Below are 16,069 nucleotides of genomic sequence, written 5' to 3'. Positions count from 1 at the left end.
GTTCACGAAGCCAAGACGGTTTCATTAAGGCTTGATAACGGCGGACAAGGGGCGGTCGAGTGCCTACAGGGGGCGGCGCAGCCGAGCACCCGTCGCGCGCGGCCAGATGGCGGCGGGCGGCGCGCGCCGCGTTGCGCCCGGCATTCGGCCTGACGTTCATCACCCCGCTGGTGTTCGCCGGTGCCGTGGGGGCGACTCCACGCTCCCCGTCGACGTCGCTGCCGCTGCGCAGTGCCGCGGTAACACCGCTGGCAGCGGCCATCGACACCGCCTCGGGCCGCTCGTCGGGTCCGGCCGTCGTCGCGGTGCCGCGCCCGCAACCGAACCTGCACGTCGCCGCGGGCGCCCCGTCGGCGCCGCCGGCGGCGGTCGTCTACGCGCCGGGCACGTTGGGGATTCCCAAAACAGCGCTGGCGGCCTACCGCAATGCCGAGCACCAGATGGCCGTCGCCGCCCCGGGCTGCGGGGTCAGCTGGAATCTGCTGGCCGGGATCGGCCGCATCGAGTCCCAACACGCCAACGGCGGCGCCACCGATGCGCGCGGCACCGCGCTGCAGCCGATCTATGGGCCGTCACTGGACGGGACGCTGCCCGGAAACGAAGTCATCGTGGCCAGCAGTGGCCCCGGACGGGTGGTCTACGCCCGTGCCATGGGGCCGATGCAGTTCCTGCCCGGGACCTGGGCGCGCTACGCCGCCGACGGCGACGGCGACGGCAAGGCCGACCCGCAGAACGTCTACGACGCGACGCTGGCGGCCGCACGCTACCTGTGCAGCGGCGGGCTCAACTTGCGCGAACACTCCCAGGTGCTGACCGCGATCCTGCGCTACAACAACTCGATGGCCTACGCGGAGAACGTGATGGGCTGGGCGGCGGCCTATGCCACCGGGGTGGCGCCGGTTGATCTGCCTCCGATCATCGGACCTGCGCCGCCGATCGCCGACCTGCACCTGGAGCACCTGGAGCACCCCGAGGGGCTGGGGCCGGAGTCGCTGAGCATGCACGGCTTGTCGCCGGTCCACGAGACCGCCGGATCGTCGCTGATCAACCTCGGGCAGTCGTCGGGCGCCGACGGCCCGATGGCGAACCTGCCCTGGCTCGCGCCCTGGATGAACGCCGCCGAGCAACAGCAGCAGCAGTTGCCACGCCCGTCGGCGGCCTGCCGGATGATCTGCCTGGAGCCGCAGGCTGCTGCACCGGGCGCGTCCGTCCCCCCGGCGCCTGGCGGGCCGCCGGAGGCAATCGCTCCCCCGGCGCCGTTCGGTGCCCCGGCGCCGTTCGGCCCGCCGGATGCGCCGGCACCGGCCTCCGCGCCGATGCCGGCTTACGCTGTCGCGCCGGCTCCCCCGGCAGACCCGGCGGCACTGCCGCCCCAGGCCGCCCCGCCCCCGCCACCGCCGAGCCCGGCGGCGCCGGATGGTCCGCAGCCCGGCGCGCCCGCCTGAGCGACATACCCGCCTGACCGACATCACAGTTCAGGGGCGCGAGCCGCTGGCCTAGACTCGGTGGCGATGTCCAAGACACCAGACGACACCGCAGCCCTGCATGAGGCGATCTACGCCGCTTTGGGCACCGTGTTGGACCCCGACATTCAGCGTCCGATCACCGAGCTCGGCATGGTCAAGAGCATCGAGATCGCCGACGACCACAGCGTGCACGTCACGATCTACCTGACCATCGCCGGCTGTCCGATGAAAGCCGAGATCACCAACATGGTGACCCGCGCGGTCAACGATGTGCCCGGCACCGGCCCGGTCAAGGTGAGCCTGGACGTGTTCAGCGACGAGCAGCGCGCCGAGTTGCGCAAACAGTTGCGCGGCGACGCCAAGGAACCCGTCATCCCGTTCGCCCAACCGGGTTCGCTGACCAAGGTCTATGCGATCGCCTCGGGCAAGGGCGGCGTCGGAAAATCCAGTGTCACAGTCAATCTCGCGGTCGCGCTGGCCGAGCGCGGCCTGTCGGTGGGGGTGCTCGACGCCGACATCTACGGCCATTCGGTGCCGCGGATGATGGGCGTCACGGCGCTGCCCACGCAGGTCGACTCGATGATCATGCCGCCGATCGGCTACGGCGTGAAGGTGATCTCGATCGCGATGTTCACCAAGGGCAACACCCCGGTGGTGTGGCGCGGCCCGATGCTGCACCGCGCGCTGCAGCAGTTCCTCGCCGACGTCTACTGGGGCGACCTGGACGTACTGCTGCTGGACCTGCCGCCGGGCACCGGTGACATCGCGATCTCGGTGGCCCAATTGGTTCCGCCGGCCGAGATCCTGGTGGTGACCACGCCGCAGCAGGCTGCCGCCGAGGTGGCCGAGCGGGCCGGGGCGATCGCGCTGCAGACCCGCCAGCAGGTGGTCGGCGTGGTGGAGAACATGGCCGGGCTGGCCATGCCCGACGGTTCGACCATGCACCTGTTCGGCGAGGGCGGCGGCGAGCAGGTCGCCGAGCGACTGACCCGGGCGATGGGCCGCGACGTTCCGCTGCTGGGCCAGGTGCCGATCGACAGCGAGATGGTGACCGGCGGCGACTCGGGATCACCGGTGGTGCTCTCCCCGGACTCGGTGGCCGGCAAGGAGTTGCGCCGCATCGCCGAGCAGTTGGCCACCCGCGGCCGCGGCCTGGTGGGGATGTCGCTGGGCCTCAACACCGGCAGCACCCAGCGGTGATCGCAAGCGCGGCGAAGCCGCGCGCAGCGGGTCACCGCCATCAGCCCAGCGGTGATCGCGCTAGGTCGCGTCGGAGTCGAACGGGGCCGGCCCGGCAGGCTTGGGCGTCACGGCCGGTGCCGGCGCCACGGTGCGCGGATCTTCGGCCAGTGAACTGACCGCGGTGAACAGCGAGTCGTCCCCGTCGAGCAGATGCTTTGTCAGGGCGGCCCGCGGCGTCATCCCGCGCAGCTTCTGCAATTCGCTCAGCGGCTCGCGCAGCTCTTCGAACTCGGGCCCCATCTCGTCGCGCAGCTGATCGGTGGCGTTGGTGACGTACTCGCGGGCCTGACGCAGCGCGCCGGCGGTCCAGCGGATGGCCCCGGGCAGCCGCTCCGGGCCCAGGATCACCAATCCGAGCACCACGAGAACCAGCATCTCGCCCCAGCCGACATTCGCGAACATCGAGGCGAACTGCTAACCGTCGGGGGTGGGGGTCACCATCAGCGTCACATGGCGACCGTCGCGGACCACCTCGACGGGCGCTTCCTTCCCGATGGTCAGATTGCGCACCGCCACCACGAATTCGTCGGCGTTGGCCACGGTACGGTCGCCGATCTTGACCACCACGTCGTTCTCCAGGATGCCGCCCTTCTCCGCGGGGCCGCCGACCTTGACGTTGGCGATCTGCGCGCCCGACGCGATGGCGTTGCTGACCGACCTCGCACTCACCCCCAGCGTGGGGTGCACGATCTTGCCATCCCTGATCAGTGCTTCTGCCACGATCTTCATCTCGTTGACCGGGATCGCGAATCCCAACCCGCTAGCGCTGTCGGACAACGACTTTCCGGCGGTGTTGATCCCGACCAGCTGCGCGTCCATGTCGATCAGCGCGCCGCCGGAGTTGCCGTGGTTGATCGAGGCGTCGGTCTGGACAGCGTCGATGACCGTGTCGGTGTCGGAGTCCTCACCGGACAGCGGCACCGGCCGGTGCACGGCGCTGATGATGCCGTGGGTCACGGTGCTGCGCAGGCCCAGCGGGGCGCCCGCGGCGATCACCTCGTCGCCGACCCGGATCTTGTCGGAGTCACCGAGGCGGGCCACGGACAAGTTGTCGACGTTGTCGACCTTGAGCACGGCCAGGTCGGTCTTCGGGTCGCGGCCGACCAGGTTGGCCAGCACCTCTTTGCCGTCGTTGAACACCACGGTGGTCTTGAACTTGCTGGGGTTGTTGGCGGCTTCGGAGATCACGTGGTTGTTGGTGACGATGTAGCCCTTGCCGTCGATGACGACGCCGGAGCCCTGCATGCCCTGGTCGTCGCTGACGGACTCGATGGTCACCACAGAATTGGCGATGGCCTCGGCCACCTTGGCGAACCGCCCGGCCGGCTCCTCGGCGTTGCCCTTGGTCGATAGCGTCACCTTGGAAGAGGTGAAGGCCTCGACGACCTGCGCGGTGGTCCGTCCGACCCAGCCGCCGACCATGCCGATCGCCAGCGCGATCGCGGCCAGCGTGGCCAGCGCGCGGTAGGAGACCCGGTCGCCGAACAGCACATCACGCACGCCGAGCCGACCGCCCACCTCGCCGCGCGCCAGTGGCGGCGGCGGGACCACGGCGGGCGCTCCCAGTGCGGCACCCGCGGCCGGGTCGCGCCACGGGTCGTCGGTGTCTTCGAGCTCATCGGGCTTGCCGTTGCGCTGCAGCGCGCCGGCATCGGCGGGATGACGCTGCAACGAGGGACCGGAGCCGAAGGGACGGCCGAACGCCTCCCGGAGCACCGGGTCCGGCGGCAGGTCACGCGGGGTGAATTCGCCCTGTTCACGGTACTTCTTGGGCCGCACCTCGGCCGGGATGAACGACCCGGGCACCCCGTCGGGACGGCCGAAGGCCTTCTGGGAGGCACTGTCCACGGGGGGCCGGTAGACGGGCCGCGGCGCCAGGCGGTTGCCGCCGGCGTTCTCGTTGTTGGAACTCACCTAATTCCTCTTCCGGTCCCGCGTCGGCTTCCAGGCGCCGCAGGCGAAGCGCTTACACGCGCTGACGCCGCGTCGCATCCACCTTACCGACGTTTACGGCGGTCTTGCGGCTTGCCGTCGGTGAAGCGAGCGGGCAGCTGCGTCGTCGGCTCATCGGGGGGATAGTCGGCGGGGCAGTCCGGGATCTGGGACAGCAGGCCCAGCAGAGCTGAGGGGATCCGGATCGGGTGCGAATCGCGCAGCGCCGAGCGGGCGCGGCCCTGGTACTCCACTTCGGCGGCGCAGTCCGGGCATAGCGACAGGTGGTGGGCGGCGCGCAGGTGGGCGTTCATCCGCAGCTCGCCGTCGACGTAGGCGGCGATCGCCTCACTGCAGAGGTGCTCGGTGGAGCCGAACTGGCGCGGGGCGCCGACCGGCGCGTCACTCTGCGAGGCGAACTGCGACGGAAGCCAGGAGAATGCGCGACGGAAGACACCTCCCCGGTCCGTCACCACCGGACTCCTTCCGTCACACGCCCGTACGCCAGGGCGTCCGCAGCGAAGTGCGCTTGATTAAGGATCGCCCTTATAAGAATGTAGCGCGAGTTGACGCGCCAACGCGGCAACCGGGGGCCGGCGGCCAGGCTCAGCCGGCCGCAACACCGCCGAACGCGGCACCCTCGCGCTGGCCGGAGCGGTTGGCGAGGTAGTCGCGCAGCGCCTGGCGGCCGCGGTGGATGCGGCTGCGCACGGTGCCCAACTTCACCCCGAGGGTGGCCCCGACCTCCTCGTAGGACAGCCCTTCGATATCGCACAGCACGACGGCCGCCCGAAACTCCGGCGCCAGCGAGTCCAGCGCCGCCTGCAGGTCGGGGTCCAGCCGCGCGTCGTGGTAGATCTGCTCGGGGTCCGGCTCGTCGGCCGGGACCCGGTCGTAGTCCTCCGGCAGGGCTTCCATCCGGACGCGGCCGCGCCTGCGCACCATGTCCAGGAACAGGTTGGTGGTGATGCGGTGCAGCCAGCCCTCGAACGTGCCGGGCTGGTAGTTGTGCACCGAGCGGAACACCCGGATGAACGTCTCCTGGGTCAGGTCCTCGGCGTCCTGCTGGCTGCCGGACAGCCGGTAGGCCAGCCGATACACCCGGTCGGCGTGCTGGCGCACCAACTCATCCCAGGACGGCATGGCCGCCACATCGCCGGTGGCGTCGAACACCGCGGTCCCCTGCGGCTCCTCAGACGGTTCGACCCACTCGGTGTCGGAGTAGCGGTCCGAGTGGGTGGTCGGGTGCGACATGGCGACCGGGGGCAGCAGGGTGGTTATGGTGACATCCTCCGTATCAGATCCGCCGTCGGGCGACGGCAATGCGGTATCGCGATCAACGTGCGACAGGCCCCCGGTATTCCGGGTGCCTCGAGGTCGGCTGCTACCTCGTTCCATGCCGCTACCGTTGCCTATCGCGGTATGTCGGCTCTGTGCCGGCCCTGAACGTCGACTGTGAACTTGTGTTCGAATGGCCCGCACGGTGCGGGTACCACGCCAGGTAACGGTTCGGACACGGGCGGCATCCCGGGCGTGTCGGGCGGGCGAGCCTGTGCACCGCCGATCGCCGGTGTGACTTACGCTGCGCACATGGCCAGCACCGACGACACTTCCGGGCCGCAGTCGCCGCCACCCAGCCGGGCCGAGGCCCTCCTGGCGCACGCCGAGGGCTCGATGTCCGAGGACGCGGTGCTGACGGCCGCCCGGGACCGGGCCGGCGAGATCGGCGTCGGGTCGATCAGCGCCGCGGTGGGCGCATTGCTGAGCCTGCTGGCCAAGCTCAGCGGCGGCAAGGCCGTCGTCGAGGTCGGGACCGGGGCCGGCGTCAGCGGGCTGTGGCTGTTGTCGGGCATGGGCGAGGACGGTGTCCTGACGACGATCGACATCGAGCCCGAGCACCAGCGCACCGCCAAACAGGCATTCGGCGATGCCGGCATCGGGCCGGGCCGGACCCGGTTCATCAGCGGCCGCGCCCAGGAGGTACTGACCCGGCTCGCCGACGAGTCCTACGACCTGGTTTTCGTCGACGCCGACCCGATCGACCAGCCCGACTATGTGCTGGAGGCGGTGCGGTTGCTGCGGCCGGGCGGGGTGGTGGTGATGCATCGGGCCGCGCTGGGCGGCCGGGCCGGAGACCCGGCGGCCAATGACGCCGAGGTGGTGGCGGTGCGCGAAGCGGCCCGGCTGATCGCCGAGGACGAGCGGCTGACCCCGGCGCTGATTCCGCTAGGCGACGGACTGCTGGCCGCCGTCCGCGACTAGTTCCCCGCTTTTTCCCGCCGAGCAGACACGTAAGCCCCCAATTTGCACCCGAAATGGGTGTTTTCGCGTCTGCTCGCGCCCAGGTCTTGACCGAGGACTGAATGCGCGTTTAGCGTATTGAACATGCGTTCAGCGGACCTGACGGCCAGTGCGAAAATCCGCGACGCGGCGATCGAGCAGTTCGGCCGCCACGGCTTCGGGGTGAGCGTCCGGGCGATCGCCGAGGCCGCCGGGGTGAGCGCCGCCCTGGTCATCCACCACTTCGGCTCCAAGGAGGGGCTGCGCCGGGCCTGCGACGAGTTCGTCGCCGAAGAGATCCGCAGCGGGAAATCCGAGGCGATGCAGTCCGCCGACCCGGCGACCTGGTTCGCCGCGATGGCCGAAATCGAGTCCTACGCATCGCTGATGGCCTACCTGGTGCGCACCATGCAGTCCGGCGGCGAACTGGCGACCACGCTGTGGCGGCGGATGGTCGACAACGCCGAGGGGTACCTGGACGAGGGCGTGCGGGCCGGCACCATCAAACCCAGCCGCGACCCCAAGGCCAGGGCCCGCTACCTGGCGATCACCGGCGGGGGCGCCTTCCTGCTGTACCTGCAGATGCACGAGAACCCGACAGATCTGCGCGCGGTGTTGCGCGACTACTCCCGCGACATGGTGCTGCCGTCGTTGGAAATCTACACCGAAGGCCTCCTGACCGACCGCACCATGTACGACGCCTTCTTGGAGAGGGAAGCCGATGCGACCTGACAACCGTTGGCCGGCAATCGAAGTCCGGGGACTGCAGAAGAGATTCGGACAGCTCACCGCACTCGACGGGCTGGACCTGACGGTGCACAGCGGCGAGGTGCACGGCTTCCTCGGCCCCAACGGCGCCGGCAAGTCCACCACCATCCGCATCCTGCTGGGACTGGTGAGAGCCGACGGCGGAACCGTGCGCCTGCTCGGCGGCGACCCGTGGGTCGACGCGGTCGACCTGCACCGCGAGATCGCTTACGTGCCGGGAGATGTCACGTTGTGGCCATCGCTGTCCGGCGGCGAGATCATCGACCTGCTCGCCCGGATGCGCGGCGGAATAGACGAACGCCGCCGCGACGAGTTGATCGAGCGCTTCGACCTGGACCCGACCAAGAAGGCCCGCACCTACTCGAAAGGCAACCGCCAGAAGGTCTCGCTGATCTCCGCCTTCTCCTCGCGCGCCCGGCTGTTGCTGCTCGACGAGCCCAGCAGCGGCCTAGACCCCTTGATGGAGAACGTATTCCAGCAGTGTGTGGCCGAGGCGAGCCGTCGGGGGGCCACCGTGTTGCTGTCGAGCCACATTCTGGCCGAGACCGAGGCGCTGTGCCAGCGGGTCACGATCATCCGGGCCGGACGCGTCATCGAGAGCGGCTCACTGGATTCGCTGCGCCACCTGCACCGCACCTCAATCCAGGCCGACCTGATGCGCGATCCGGGCGATCTCACCCGCATCCCGGGCGTCGCCGACGTGCGCTACCACGGCACCGTGCTGCACGCGCAGGTCGACAGCGCCAGTCTCGCTGAACTGATCGCTGTGCTCGGCGCCGCCGGGGTGCGCAGCCTCACCAGCCGTCCGCCCACGCTGGAAGAACTCTTCCTGCGGCATTACGACACGGCGCGGGCATGACCACCGCCGCTGCGCCCCAGGCGTCGCCGGCATCCGGGCAATTCCGGCTCGGGCGGGACTCCGCCGGCACACTGGGCATGCTTCGGCTTTATCTGCGCCGCGACCGCATCGTCGCGCCGCTGTGGGTGCTGCTGTTGTCGCTGCCGCTGGCCGGCGTCTACATCGCCAGTGTGGCGGCCGTCTATCCCACCGCGGCCGATCGCGCCGGTCTGGCGGCGACCATCATGGCCAGTCCGGCGCAGCGCGCGGTGTACGGCCCCGTCTACAACGACACCCTCGGTGCGGTGGGCATCTGGAAAGCCGGGATCTTCCACCTGCTCATCGCGATCGCGGTCATCCTGACCGTCATCCGGCACACCCGCGCCGACGAGGAGGCCGGCCGCACGGAGTTGATCGACTCGACCGCGGTGGGCCGATACGCGGGACTGACCGGCGCGCTGTTGCTGGCGTTCGGGGCGTCGGTGCTCACCGGCGCCATCGGGGCGGTGGGCTTGCTCACCACCGACGTGCCGGCGGCGGGATCGTGGGCGTTCGGGGCGGCGCTGGCCTGCTCGGGGCTCGTGTTCGCCGCCGTCGCGGCGGTTGCCGCACAGTTGTCCCCCGGCGCCCGGTTCGCCCGCGGTGTCGCGTTCGGCGTGCTGGCCGCGGCATTCACCTTGCGCGCGATCGGCGACGCCGGATCCGGCAGCCTGTCGTGGCTCTCTCCGCTCGGATGGTCGTTGCAGGTACGTCCCTACGCCGGTGAGCGGTGGTGGGTGCTGCTGCTGCATCTGGCCACCACGGCGGCGCTGACCTGGTCGGCCTACCGCCTCGCGGCCCGCCGGGATGTCGGCGCCGGACTGCTGGCCGATCGGCCGGGCCCGCGCCGGGCCGCGCCGATGCTGGCCGGGGCGTTCGGGTTGGCGTGGCGGCTCGATCGCGGCGCGCTGCTGTTGTGGACGACCGCCCTGCTGCTCTACGGCCTGCTGGTCGGCAGCGTCACCCACGGGATCGGCGACGAGGTCGGCAGTGACGGCGCCCGCGACATCGTCATTCGGCTCGGTGGCACCGAAGCGCTCGAGCAGGCCTTCGTCGCGGTGGCGTTCACCATGCTGGGCATGGTCGCCGCGGCCTTCGCGGTGTCGCTGGTGCTGCGGCTGTATCAGGAGGAGTCCACCGCGCGCGCCGAGACCCTGCTGGCCGGATCGGTGTCCCGGAACCGTTGGCTGGCAAGCCATCTGGAGATCGCGCTGGCCGGGTCGGCGATCGCGATGCTGGCCGCCGGAGTGGTGGCCGGGATCGTCTACGGGACGGCCGCCGGCGACGTCACCGGACAACTGGCCACGGCGGTGGGCAGCGCCGCCGTGCAACTGCCGGCGGTCTGGCTGCCCGCGGCGGTGGCGGTGGCGCTGTTCGGTGTCGCGCCCAGGTTCGCTCCCGCCGCCTGGGCGGTACTGACCGGGTTCGTCGCGGTGTATCTGCTCGGCGGCATCGCCGGATTGCCGCAGTGGGTCCTCGACCTCGAGCCGTTCGGCCATGTCCCGCTGGTCAGTAGCGGGTTCAGCGCCGTGCCGTTGACGGTGCTGCTGGTGATCGACGGCGCACTGGTCACCCTGGGCGCCTTGGCGTTCCGGCGCAGAGACCTCACCATCTGAGGAGGAAATCGTGAAAACTTTTGGCAAGGGACTGCTTTCGGCGTCGTTGGGCCTGCTGGCCTTCGGGCTGTTGTTATTCGTTCCGGCCGGGACGCTGCACTACTGGCAGGCGTGGGTGTTCCTCGCGGTGTTCGCGGTGTCCACCTGGATTCCCAGTATCTATCTGCTGCGGACCAATCCCGCTGCGCTGCAACGACGGATGCGGGCCGGCCCACTGGCCGAGAGCCGACCGCTGCAACGACTGGTGATCACCGCCGTGTTCATCTGCTCCGCGGCCACGTTGGTGCTCAGCGCCCTCGATCACCGCTTCGGATGGTCGGTGGTGCCGACACCGGTGTGCCTGCTCGGTGATGCGCTGGTGGCCATCGGGCTCGGCGTCGCCATGGTGGTGGTCATCCAGAACGGTTATGCGGCGGCCAACGTCACCGTGGAAGCGGGCCAGACGCTGGTCTCCACCGGGCTGTACGGGTGGGTGCGGCACCCGATGTACACCGGCAACGTCCTGCTGATGATCGGGACGCCGTTGGCGCTCGACTCCTACTGGGGGCTGGCCTTTCTGCTGCCCGGATTGGCCCTGCTGGTGCTGCGGATCCGCGACGAGGAACGCCTGCTCACCGCTGAGTTGAGCGGCTACCGCGAGTACACCGAAAAGGTTAACTACCGGCTATTTCCGTACCTCTGGTAGCCAACATTCCACTTTTTAACCCCTTTGGCTTACAGTTCCCTAAGCACAGGCTGTTAAACACGGCCGGTCAACGTGATTTAGGGAGGCTGGTCGAGCCATGCGCACACCCCGGCGAGGCAATGGCGGTATTCGGAGGCGCTCCGTCGGTCGGATGGCCGGCGCGCTGGGCGTCGCGGCGCTGCTCGGGCTCACCCCGGCGACGCCCGCCTCGCCCGCACGGGCTGACTGGGACTGGGGCATCGACCTGATCGCGCCGATGGCAGCCGTCGACACCACCGATCCCGGCCTCGACCTGGGCAGCCTGATGCAACTGGCGCAGACCTGGGTGGACCAACTCGACCCGGCGACCAACGCGTTCTTCTCCACCACGATCGACGCGGTACTGGCACTACCGGGCCCCGGGCAGGCCTTCGATGCGGCCGCGTGGCTGGACCAGTTCTTCTACGCCCCGCTGCACGCCGGGCTGCAGGAGTGGATCACCAGCCCGTTCGGGGCGTTCAGCCTCGACCTGATCAACGCGCCGTTCGTCACACTGTTCGGCCGCGACCTGATCGGCGACGGTATCGACGGCTTCGACGGCGTCAACGACAGCCTGTTCGGTCAGTGGGGCGGGTTCGGCGACGCCGGCGACGGCGGGTTCCTGTTCGGCAACGGCGGAGCCGGTATCGACGGTGTGGGCGGCGCCGGCGGTGACGCCGGGTTCTTCGGTCACGGTGGGGCCGGGGGCCTGGGCGCCACCGGTGCCGCCGGCGGCGACGGTGGCGCCGGCGGGTGGTTCATGGGCATCGGCGGCACCGGAGGGGCCGGCGGCGACGGTGATCTGGGCAGTGACGGCGGCACCGGCGGCACCGGCGGCATCGGCGGCTGGTGGCTGGGCAGCGGCGGCTCCGGTGGCACGGGCGGCGACGGTGGCGCCGGCTGGGCGGACGTCGAGGCGGGCAACGGCGGGGCCGGTGGCGACGGCGGCGCGGGCGGGCTGCTGTTGGGCCGCGGCGGCGACGGCGGCCTGGGCGGCCAGGGCGGCGCCGGTGGTCTCGGCGGACCGGGTGGCTGGCTGGGCGCGTCGGGCATCAGTGCGTCGCCCTACGTCGAGCGCACTCAATGGGTGGAATACGACGGCGGCACCAGCCTGCGGGTCTATCCCACCGATACCGGACGAACCGAGGCCGGCGAGACCGGGACGCTACGCCAAGGCGAGCAGGCCTGGTCGGAGGTGGTGAACCGAAACCCGGACGCCAACACCTCCGGCATGCGCGAACAGTTCTTGTGCCACTGGCAGTTCGCCGAGTTCATCCTCCCCGGCAAGACCAGTTGGAACCTGGAGCCGTGGCGCCCGGTCGTCAGCACGCTGAGCATGTTGGCCAACGGCTGCAACCCAGGCGGCGCCGAGGAACCGTTCTAGGCCCTAGGACAGCGCCCCCCGCCGGCGATCGCTGCTAGATCCAGACGCCCTTGCCGACCGCGACCACGCCGCCGGCGCTGATCGAGAACCGCTCGCGGTCCTTCTCCAGGTCGACACCGATCATCTCACCGGGACCGACCACCACGTTCTTGTCCAGGATCGCGTGCCGTACCACCGCGCCGCGCCCGACCCGCGCCCCGGGCATGATGACGCTGTCCTCCACGATCGCGCCGTCGTCGATCAAGACGTTCGACGACAGCACCGAATTGCGCACCGAGCCGGCCGAGATGACGCTTCCCGCGCCCACCACCGATTCCTGCGCCGTGCCGCCGTTGACGAACTTCGCCGGCGCCAGGTTCTCCGTCGCGCCGCGGATCGGCCAACGGTTGTTGTACAGGTTGAAGATCGGGTGCGCGGACACCAGGTCCATGTGGGCGTCGTAGAACGCGTCCAGGGTTCCCACGTCCCGCCAGTAGCCGCGGTCACGTTCGGTGGCTCCGGGCACCTCGTTGACGGAGAAGTCGTAGACGGCGGCCATCCCGTCGGCGACCAGGCGCGGGATGATGTCGCCGCCCATGTCGTGGTCGGAGTGGTCATCGTCGGCGTCGGCGCGGATCGCGTCGATCAGCACCTTGGTGGTGAAGATGTAGTTGCCCATCGAGGCGTACGTGCTGTCCGGATCGTCGGGCGTGCCGGGCGGATTCGCCGGTTTCTCCACAAAGCTGCGGATCCGCCCGGACTCGTCGGCGTCGATGCAGCCGAACGATGACGCCTCCGCGCGTGGCACCCGGACCCCGGCGACAGTGGCGCCGGCCCCACTGTCGATGTGGAAGCGCACCATCTGTTCGGGGTCCATCCGGTACACGTGGTCCGCCCCGAAAACCACGATGTATTCCGGGTCTTCGTCAAAGATCAGGTTCAGCGACTGATAGATGGCATCGGCGGACCCGGTGTACCAGCGCGGCCCGAGCCGCTGCTGGGCCGGCACCGGGGTGATGTACTCCCCCGCCAGGCCGCTCAGCCGCCAGTTCTGCGAGATATGCCGGTCCAGCGAGTGCGACTTGTACTGCGTCAGAACACAGATCCGCAGGTAACGCGCGTTGACCAGATTCGACAACACGAAGTCGATGAGCCGGTAGGCGCCCCCGAACGGAACCGCCGGCTTGGCCCGGTCCGCGGTCAGCGGGTGCAGCCGCTTGCCTTCCCCCCCGGCCAGGACGATGCCGAGCACGTGCGGCGCTTCCCTCATGCCACCAAACCTATCGGCCGCTTCGGCACCCTGCCAGCTAGACAGCACGATTGGCGGAGCTTCTCACAGGTTGCCGGTCGTTCGCCGCGCGCCCGGCCGCCCGCGCCCGCTACCGTGCGGGGTATGCGGGTGGCGATGCTGACCCGGGAGTATCCCCCGGATATCTACGGTGGCGCGGGCGTGCATGTCACGAACCTGGTCGAAGCGCTGCGGCGGTTGTGCCACGTCGACGTGCACTGCATGGGTGCGCCCCGGCCGGGCGCGACGGCGCATCAGCCGGATCCGGCACTGCGGGATGCGAATCCGACGCTGGGCACGCTCTCGGCAGACCTGACGATGGCCGCCGCCGTCGGCACGGCCGACATCGCTCACTCACACACCTGGTACACCGCTCTGGCCGGCCGACTGGCAGCGCTGCTCTACGACATCCCCCATGTGCTCACCGCGCATTCGCTGGAGCCGCTGCGCCCCTGGAAGGCCGAGCAACTGGGCGGCGGCTACCGGGTGTCGTCCTGGGTGGAGCAGCTGGCGACGACCGCGGCCGACGCCGTGATCGCGGTCAGCTCGGCCATGCGCGACGACCTGCTGCGGGTCTACCCGGAGTTGCGGCCCGACCGCGTCCACGTCATCTACAGCGGCATCGACACCGAGGTGTGGTGTCCGCAGCCGGCCACCACGGAGTCGTCGATGCTGGCCGAACTCGGCGTGGAGCGCGACCGGCCCATGGTGGCGTTCGTCGGACGGATCACCCGGCAGAAGGGGGTCGCTCATCTGGTGGCCGCCGCGCATCGCTTCCATCCGGAGGCGCAGTTGGTGTTGTGCGCCGGCGCGCCCGACACCCCGGAGATCGCCGCCGAGGTGAGCGCCGCCGTGGCGGATCTGTCCGCCACTCGCAGCGGGGTGTTCTGGATCCAGGAGACCCTGCCAGCACGGCAGATCCGCGAGTTACTCTCGGCAGCGACGGTGTTCGTCTGCCCTTCGGTCTACGAACCGCTGGGCATCGTCAACCTCGAGGCGATGGCCTGCGGCACGGCCGTGGTGGCCTCCGACGTCGGCGGCATACCCGAGGTGGTCACTGATGGCGTCACCGGCTCGCTGGTGCACTACGACCCCGCCGACCCGGACGGCTATTGCACCGGCCTGGCCGCGACGGTCAACGCGCTGATCGGCGACCCGGTAACCGCCCGGCGTTACGGCGAGGCCGGCAGGCTCCGCTGCGAGGAGGTTTTCTCGTGGCCGCGCGTCGCCGAGCAGACCCATGCCGTGTATCGGCAACTGGGCGCCGGCTGACAGTCCGCCGGCAGCTCGGACAGCCCGTCAGCTCGTGACGGCTTTGAGTTCGTCGCCCAGTGCAGCGGCCTCGTCCGGAGTCAGTTCGACGACTAGTCGTCCACCACCCTCAAGCGGTACCCGCATCACGATGCCGCGCCCCTCTTTGGTCGCTTCCAGTGGACCGTCACCGGTCCGGGGCTTCATCGCCGCCATCGAGTGCTCCCTCCAGGTACCAGCCCACCGGCCGTGCCCTTGATCTGCGCCGGCTGTGCACCGCGATCGCAGCATCCGGCATCGAACTGCAGTTTCACTACGCCATTCTTCCCTATCAGCGACGCCGCGTGCACAAGACCCGATTCCGGAGTGCATTTTAATGGATCTAGGCGGTCACCGTCGGCACCCAACAGGACTGAAGGTGATCGTCGACCATGCCCGTGGCCTGCATCAATGCATAGGCGGTCGTCGGGCCCACGAATCGGAACCCGCGCCGCTTCAATTCGCGCGCCATCGCCGTGGATTCCGGCGTGACGGCCGGAATTTCCGACAGATCGGCGGGCCGGGGGCGCGCCGGCGGGGCGAATGACCACAACAGCTCCGCCAAATCGGTGGATCCCAGGGCGATGGTGGCCCGCGCGTTGGCGATCGTCGCCTCGATCTTGGCCCGGTTGCGCACGATGCCGGCATCGGCCATCAGCCGGGCTACGTCGGCGTCGGTGTAGCGCGCGACGGTCTCGACATCGAAGTCGGCGAACGCGCGCCGGAAGTTCTCCCGCTTGCGCAGGATCACCAGCCACGACAGGCCGCTCTGGAAGGCCTCCAGGCTGATCCGCTCGAACAGTGCGGTCGCCTCACGCACCGGACGGCCCCACTCCCGGTCGTGGTAATCGCGGTACAGCGCCGATCCATCGGACCAGGCGCACCGCACCAGGCCGTCGTCGGGCGCGCCGGTCAATTCTGCTCCGACGGATCCGCGGCCAGCGCCTGCGCCGCGGCCAGCTGCCCACGCAGCTGGTCGAGTTCTGCGCCGAGGCGCTCCAGCACCCAGTCGACCTCACCGGTGTGGTAGCCGCGCAGCACCTGGGAGAACTTCACCGCCTCGACGTCGGCGCCGGTGACCCCGGAGGCCGGCAGCATGGTCGCCGTGGTCGCCCGGGGCAGCGGCGGCAGCTGCTCCCCCCGCCCGAACAGCACGCTGGCCACCCCGAACAGCAGCAACGCGATCAGGACGAGCACCACGAGATACAGCAACACCAGTGTCACGGGATCGATAGTGCCTCATT

Annotated in this window: 17 protein-coding genes; 9 read left to right on the top strand and 8 right to left on the bottom strand. The window is 69.9% G+C overall.

All coding sequences use genetic code 11. The features are described from left to right. The first annotated feature begins 59 nt into the window (after positions 1 to 59). Both ACAG20_RS16930 and ACAG20_RS16925 read left to right on the top strand, forming a co-directional pair. Positions 60 to 1,445, top strand: coding sequence for a lytic transglycosylase domain-containing protein (locus tag ACAG20_RS16930; protein ID WP_370493390.1), 1,386 nt, complete (start codon positions 60 to 62; stop codon positions 1,443 to 1,445). Positions 1,446 to 1,511: 66 nt separating this feature from the next. Then, positions 1,512 to 2,666: an Mrp/NBP35 family ATP-binding protein gene (locus ACAG20_RS16925; protein ID WP_013828140.1), complete on the top strand. Its 1,155-nt coding sequence runs from the start codon at positions 1,512 to 1,514 to the stop codon at positions 2,664 to 2,666. A gap of 60 nt (positions 2,667 to 2,726) precedes the next feature. On the opposite strand, the gene tatB is transcribed toward ACAG20_RS16925, so the two are convergent. The 4 genes from tatB to sigE form a co-directional block, all read right to left on the bottom strand. Then, positions 2,727 to 3,110, bottom strand: coding sequence for a Sec-independent protein translocase protein TatB (tatB, locus tag ACAG20_RS16920; protein WP_112689474.1), 384 nt, complete (start codon positions 3,108 to 3,110; stop codon positions 2,727 to 2,729). A gap of 12 nt (positions 3,111 to 3,122) precedes the next feature. After that, positions 3,123 to 4,622, bottom strand: coding sequence for a S1C family serine protease (locus ACAG20_RS16915; protein ID WP_370493389.1), 1,500 nt, complete (start codon positions 4,620 to 4,622; stop codon positions 3,123 to 3,125). A gap of 83 nt (positions 4,623 to 4,705) precedes the next feature. Continuing rightward, on the bottom strand, positions 4,706 to 5,113 hold the full coding sequence (rseA, locus tag ACAG20_RS16910) for an anti-sigma E factor RseA (RefSeq protein WP_112688789.1): 408 nt from the start codon (positions 5,111 to 5,113) through the stop codon (positions 4,706 to 4,708). A gap of 133 nt (positions 5,114 to 5,246) precedes the next feature. Next, positions 5,247 to 6,038, bottom strand: a complete 792-nt coding sequence (gene sigE, locus ACAG20_RS16905; protein WP_370493388.1) for an RNA polymerase sigma factor SigE — start codon at positions 6,036 to 6,038, stop codon at positions 5,247 to 5,249. A 192-nt stretch (positions 6,039 to 6,230) separates the two neighbouring features. On the opposite strand from sigE, the gene ACAG20_RS16900 reads away from it, so the two are divergent. The 6 genes from ACAG20_RS16900 (at position 6,231) to ACAG20_RS16875 (ending at position 12,268) form a co-directional block, all read left to right on the top strand. Further along, positions 6,231 to 6,902, top strand: coding sequence for an O-methyltransferase (locus tag ACAG20_RS16900; RefSeq protein ID WP_083038446.1), 672 nt, complete (start codon positions 6,231 to 6,233; stop codon positions 6,900 to 6,902). 123 nt (positions 6,903 to 7,025) lie between these two features. Continuing rightward, positions 7,026 to 7,652 carry a TetR/AcrR family transcriptional regulator gene (locus ACAG20_RS16895; RefSeq protein ID WP_112688781.1) on the top strand — a complete coding sequence of 209 codons (627 nt, stop codon included), beginning with the start codon at positions 7,026 to 7,028 and terminating at the stop codon, positions 7,650 to 7,652. Beyond that, positions 7,642 to 8,547, top strand: a complete 906-nt coding sequence (locus tag ACAG20_RS16890; RefSeq protein ID WP_112688783.1) for an ABC transporter ATP-binding protein — start codon at positions 7,642 to 7,644, stop codon at positions 8,545 to 8,547. The genes ACAG20_RS16895 and ACAG20_RS16890 overlap by 11 nt, the downstream gene beginning before the upstream one ends. Beyond that, the gene (locus ACAG20_RS16885; protein ID WP_370493387.1) at positions 8,544 to 10,181 is read left to right on the top strand and encodes an ABC transporter permease; all 1,638 of its coding nucleotides are present in this window, start codon (positions 8,544 to 8,546) and stop codon (positions 10,179 to 10,181) included. The genes ACAG20_RS16890 and ACAG20_RS16885 overlap by 4 nt, the downstream gene beginning before the upstream one ends. Positions 10,182 to 10,191: 10 nt before the next feature. After that, complete coding sequence (locus ACAG20_RS16880) at positions 10,192 to 10,866, top strand: isoprenylcysteine carboxylmethyltransferase family protein (protein ID WP_370493386.1); 675 nt, start codon at positions 10,192 to 10,194, stop codon at positions 10,864 to 10,866. Between the two features lie 151 nt (positions 10,867 to 11,017). Then, positions 11,018 to 12,268, top strand: a complete 1,251-nt coding sequence (locus tag ACAG20_RS16875) for a DUF2599 domain-containing protein (RefSeq protein ID WP_370493384.1) — start codon at positions 11,018 to 11,020, stop codon at positions 12,266 to 12,268. Between the two features lie 34 nt (positions 12,269 to 12,302). On the opposite strand, the gene glgC is transcribed toward ACAG20_RS16875, so the two are convergent. Continuing rightward, positions 12,303 to 13,517 (bottom strand): glucose-1-phosphate adenylyltransferase, encoded by a 1,215-nt coding sequence (gene glgC / locus ACAG20_RS16870; RefSeq protein WP_112688575.1) that lies wholly within the window; start codon positions 13,515 to 13,517, stop codon positions 12,303 to 12,305. 123 nt (positions 13,518 to 13,640) lie between these two features. Here glgC and glgA point away from each other — a divergent pair, with 123 nt between their 5' ends. Next, positions 13,641 to 14,807, top strand: coding sequence for a glycogen synthase (gene glgA, locus ACAG20_RS16865; protein ID WP_112688573.1), 1,167 nt, complete (start codon positions 13,641 to 13,643; stop codon positions 14,805 to 14,807). A gap of 27 nt (positions 14,808 to 14,834) precedes the next feature. Here glgA and ACAG20_RS16860 read toward each other — a convergent pair whose 3' ends face one another. The 3 genes from ACAG20_RS16860 to ACAG20_RS16850 all read right to left on the bottom strand — a co-directional run bounded on the left by ACAG20_RS16860 (position 14,835) and on the right by ACAG20_RS16850 (position 16,049). Continuing rightward, a complete protein-coding gene (locus ACAG20_RS16860; RefSeq protein WP_003885506.1) occupies positions 14,835 to 15,002 on the bottom strand; it encodes a DUF3117 domain-containing protein in 168 nt (55 codons plus the stop codon). A gap of 166 nt (positions 15,003 to 15,168) precedes the next feature. Beyond that, the gene (locus ACAG20_RS16855; protein WP_013828127.1) at positions 15,169 to 15,741 is read right to left on the bottom strand and encodes a DNA-3-methyladenine glycosylase I; all 573 of its coding nucleotides are present in this window, start codon (positions 15,739 to 15,741) and stop codon (positions 15,169 to 15,171) included. After that, a complete protein-coding gene (locus ACAG20_RS16850) occupies positions 15,738 to 16,049 on the bottom strand; it encodes a DivIVA domain-containing protein (protein ID WP_112688571.1) in 312 nt (103 codons plus the stop codon). Before ACAG20_RS16850 ends, ACAG20_RS16855 begins: the two co-directional genes overlap by 4 nt. Positions 16,050 to 16,069 lie beyond the last annotated feature (20 nt).

The organism is Mycobacterium sp. pW045, assembly GCF_041287085.1.
Classification (GTDB): Bacteria; Actinomycetota; Actinomycetes; order Mycobacteriales; family Mycobacteriaceae; genus Mycobacterium; species Mycobacterium algericum_A.
The sequence above is the reverse complement of the archived record's forward strand: the minus strand, read 5'-3'. Positions and strand labels throughout refer to the sequence as shown.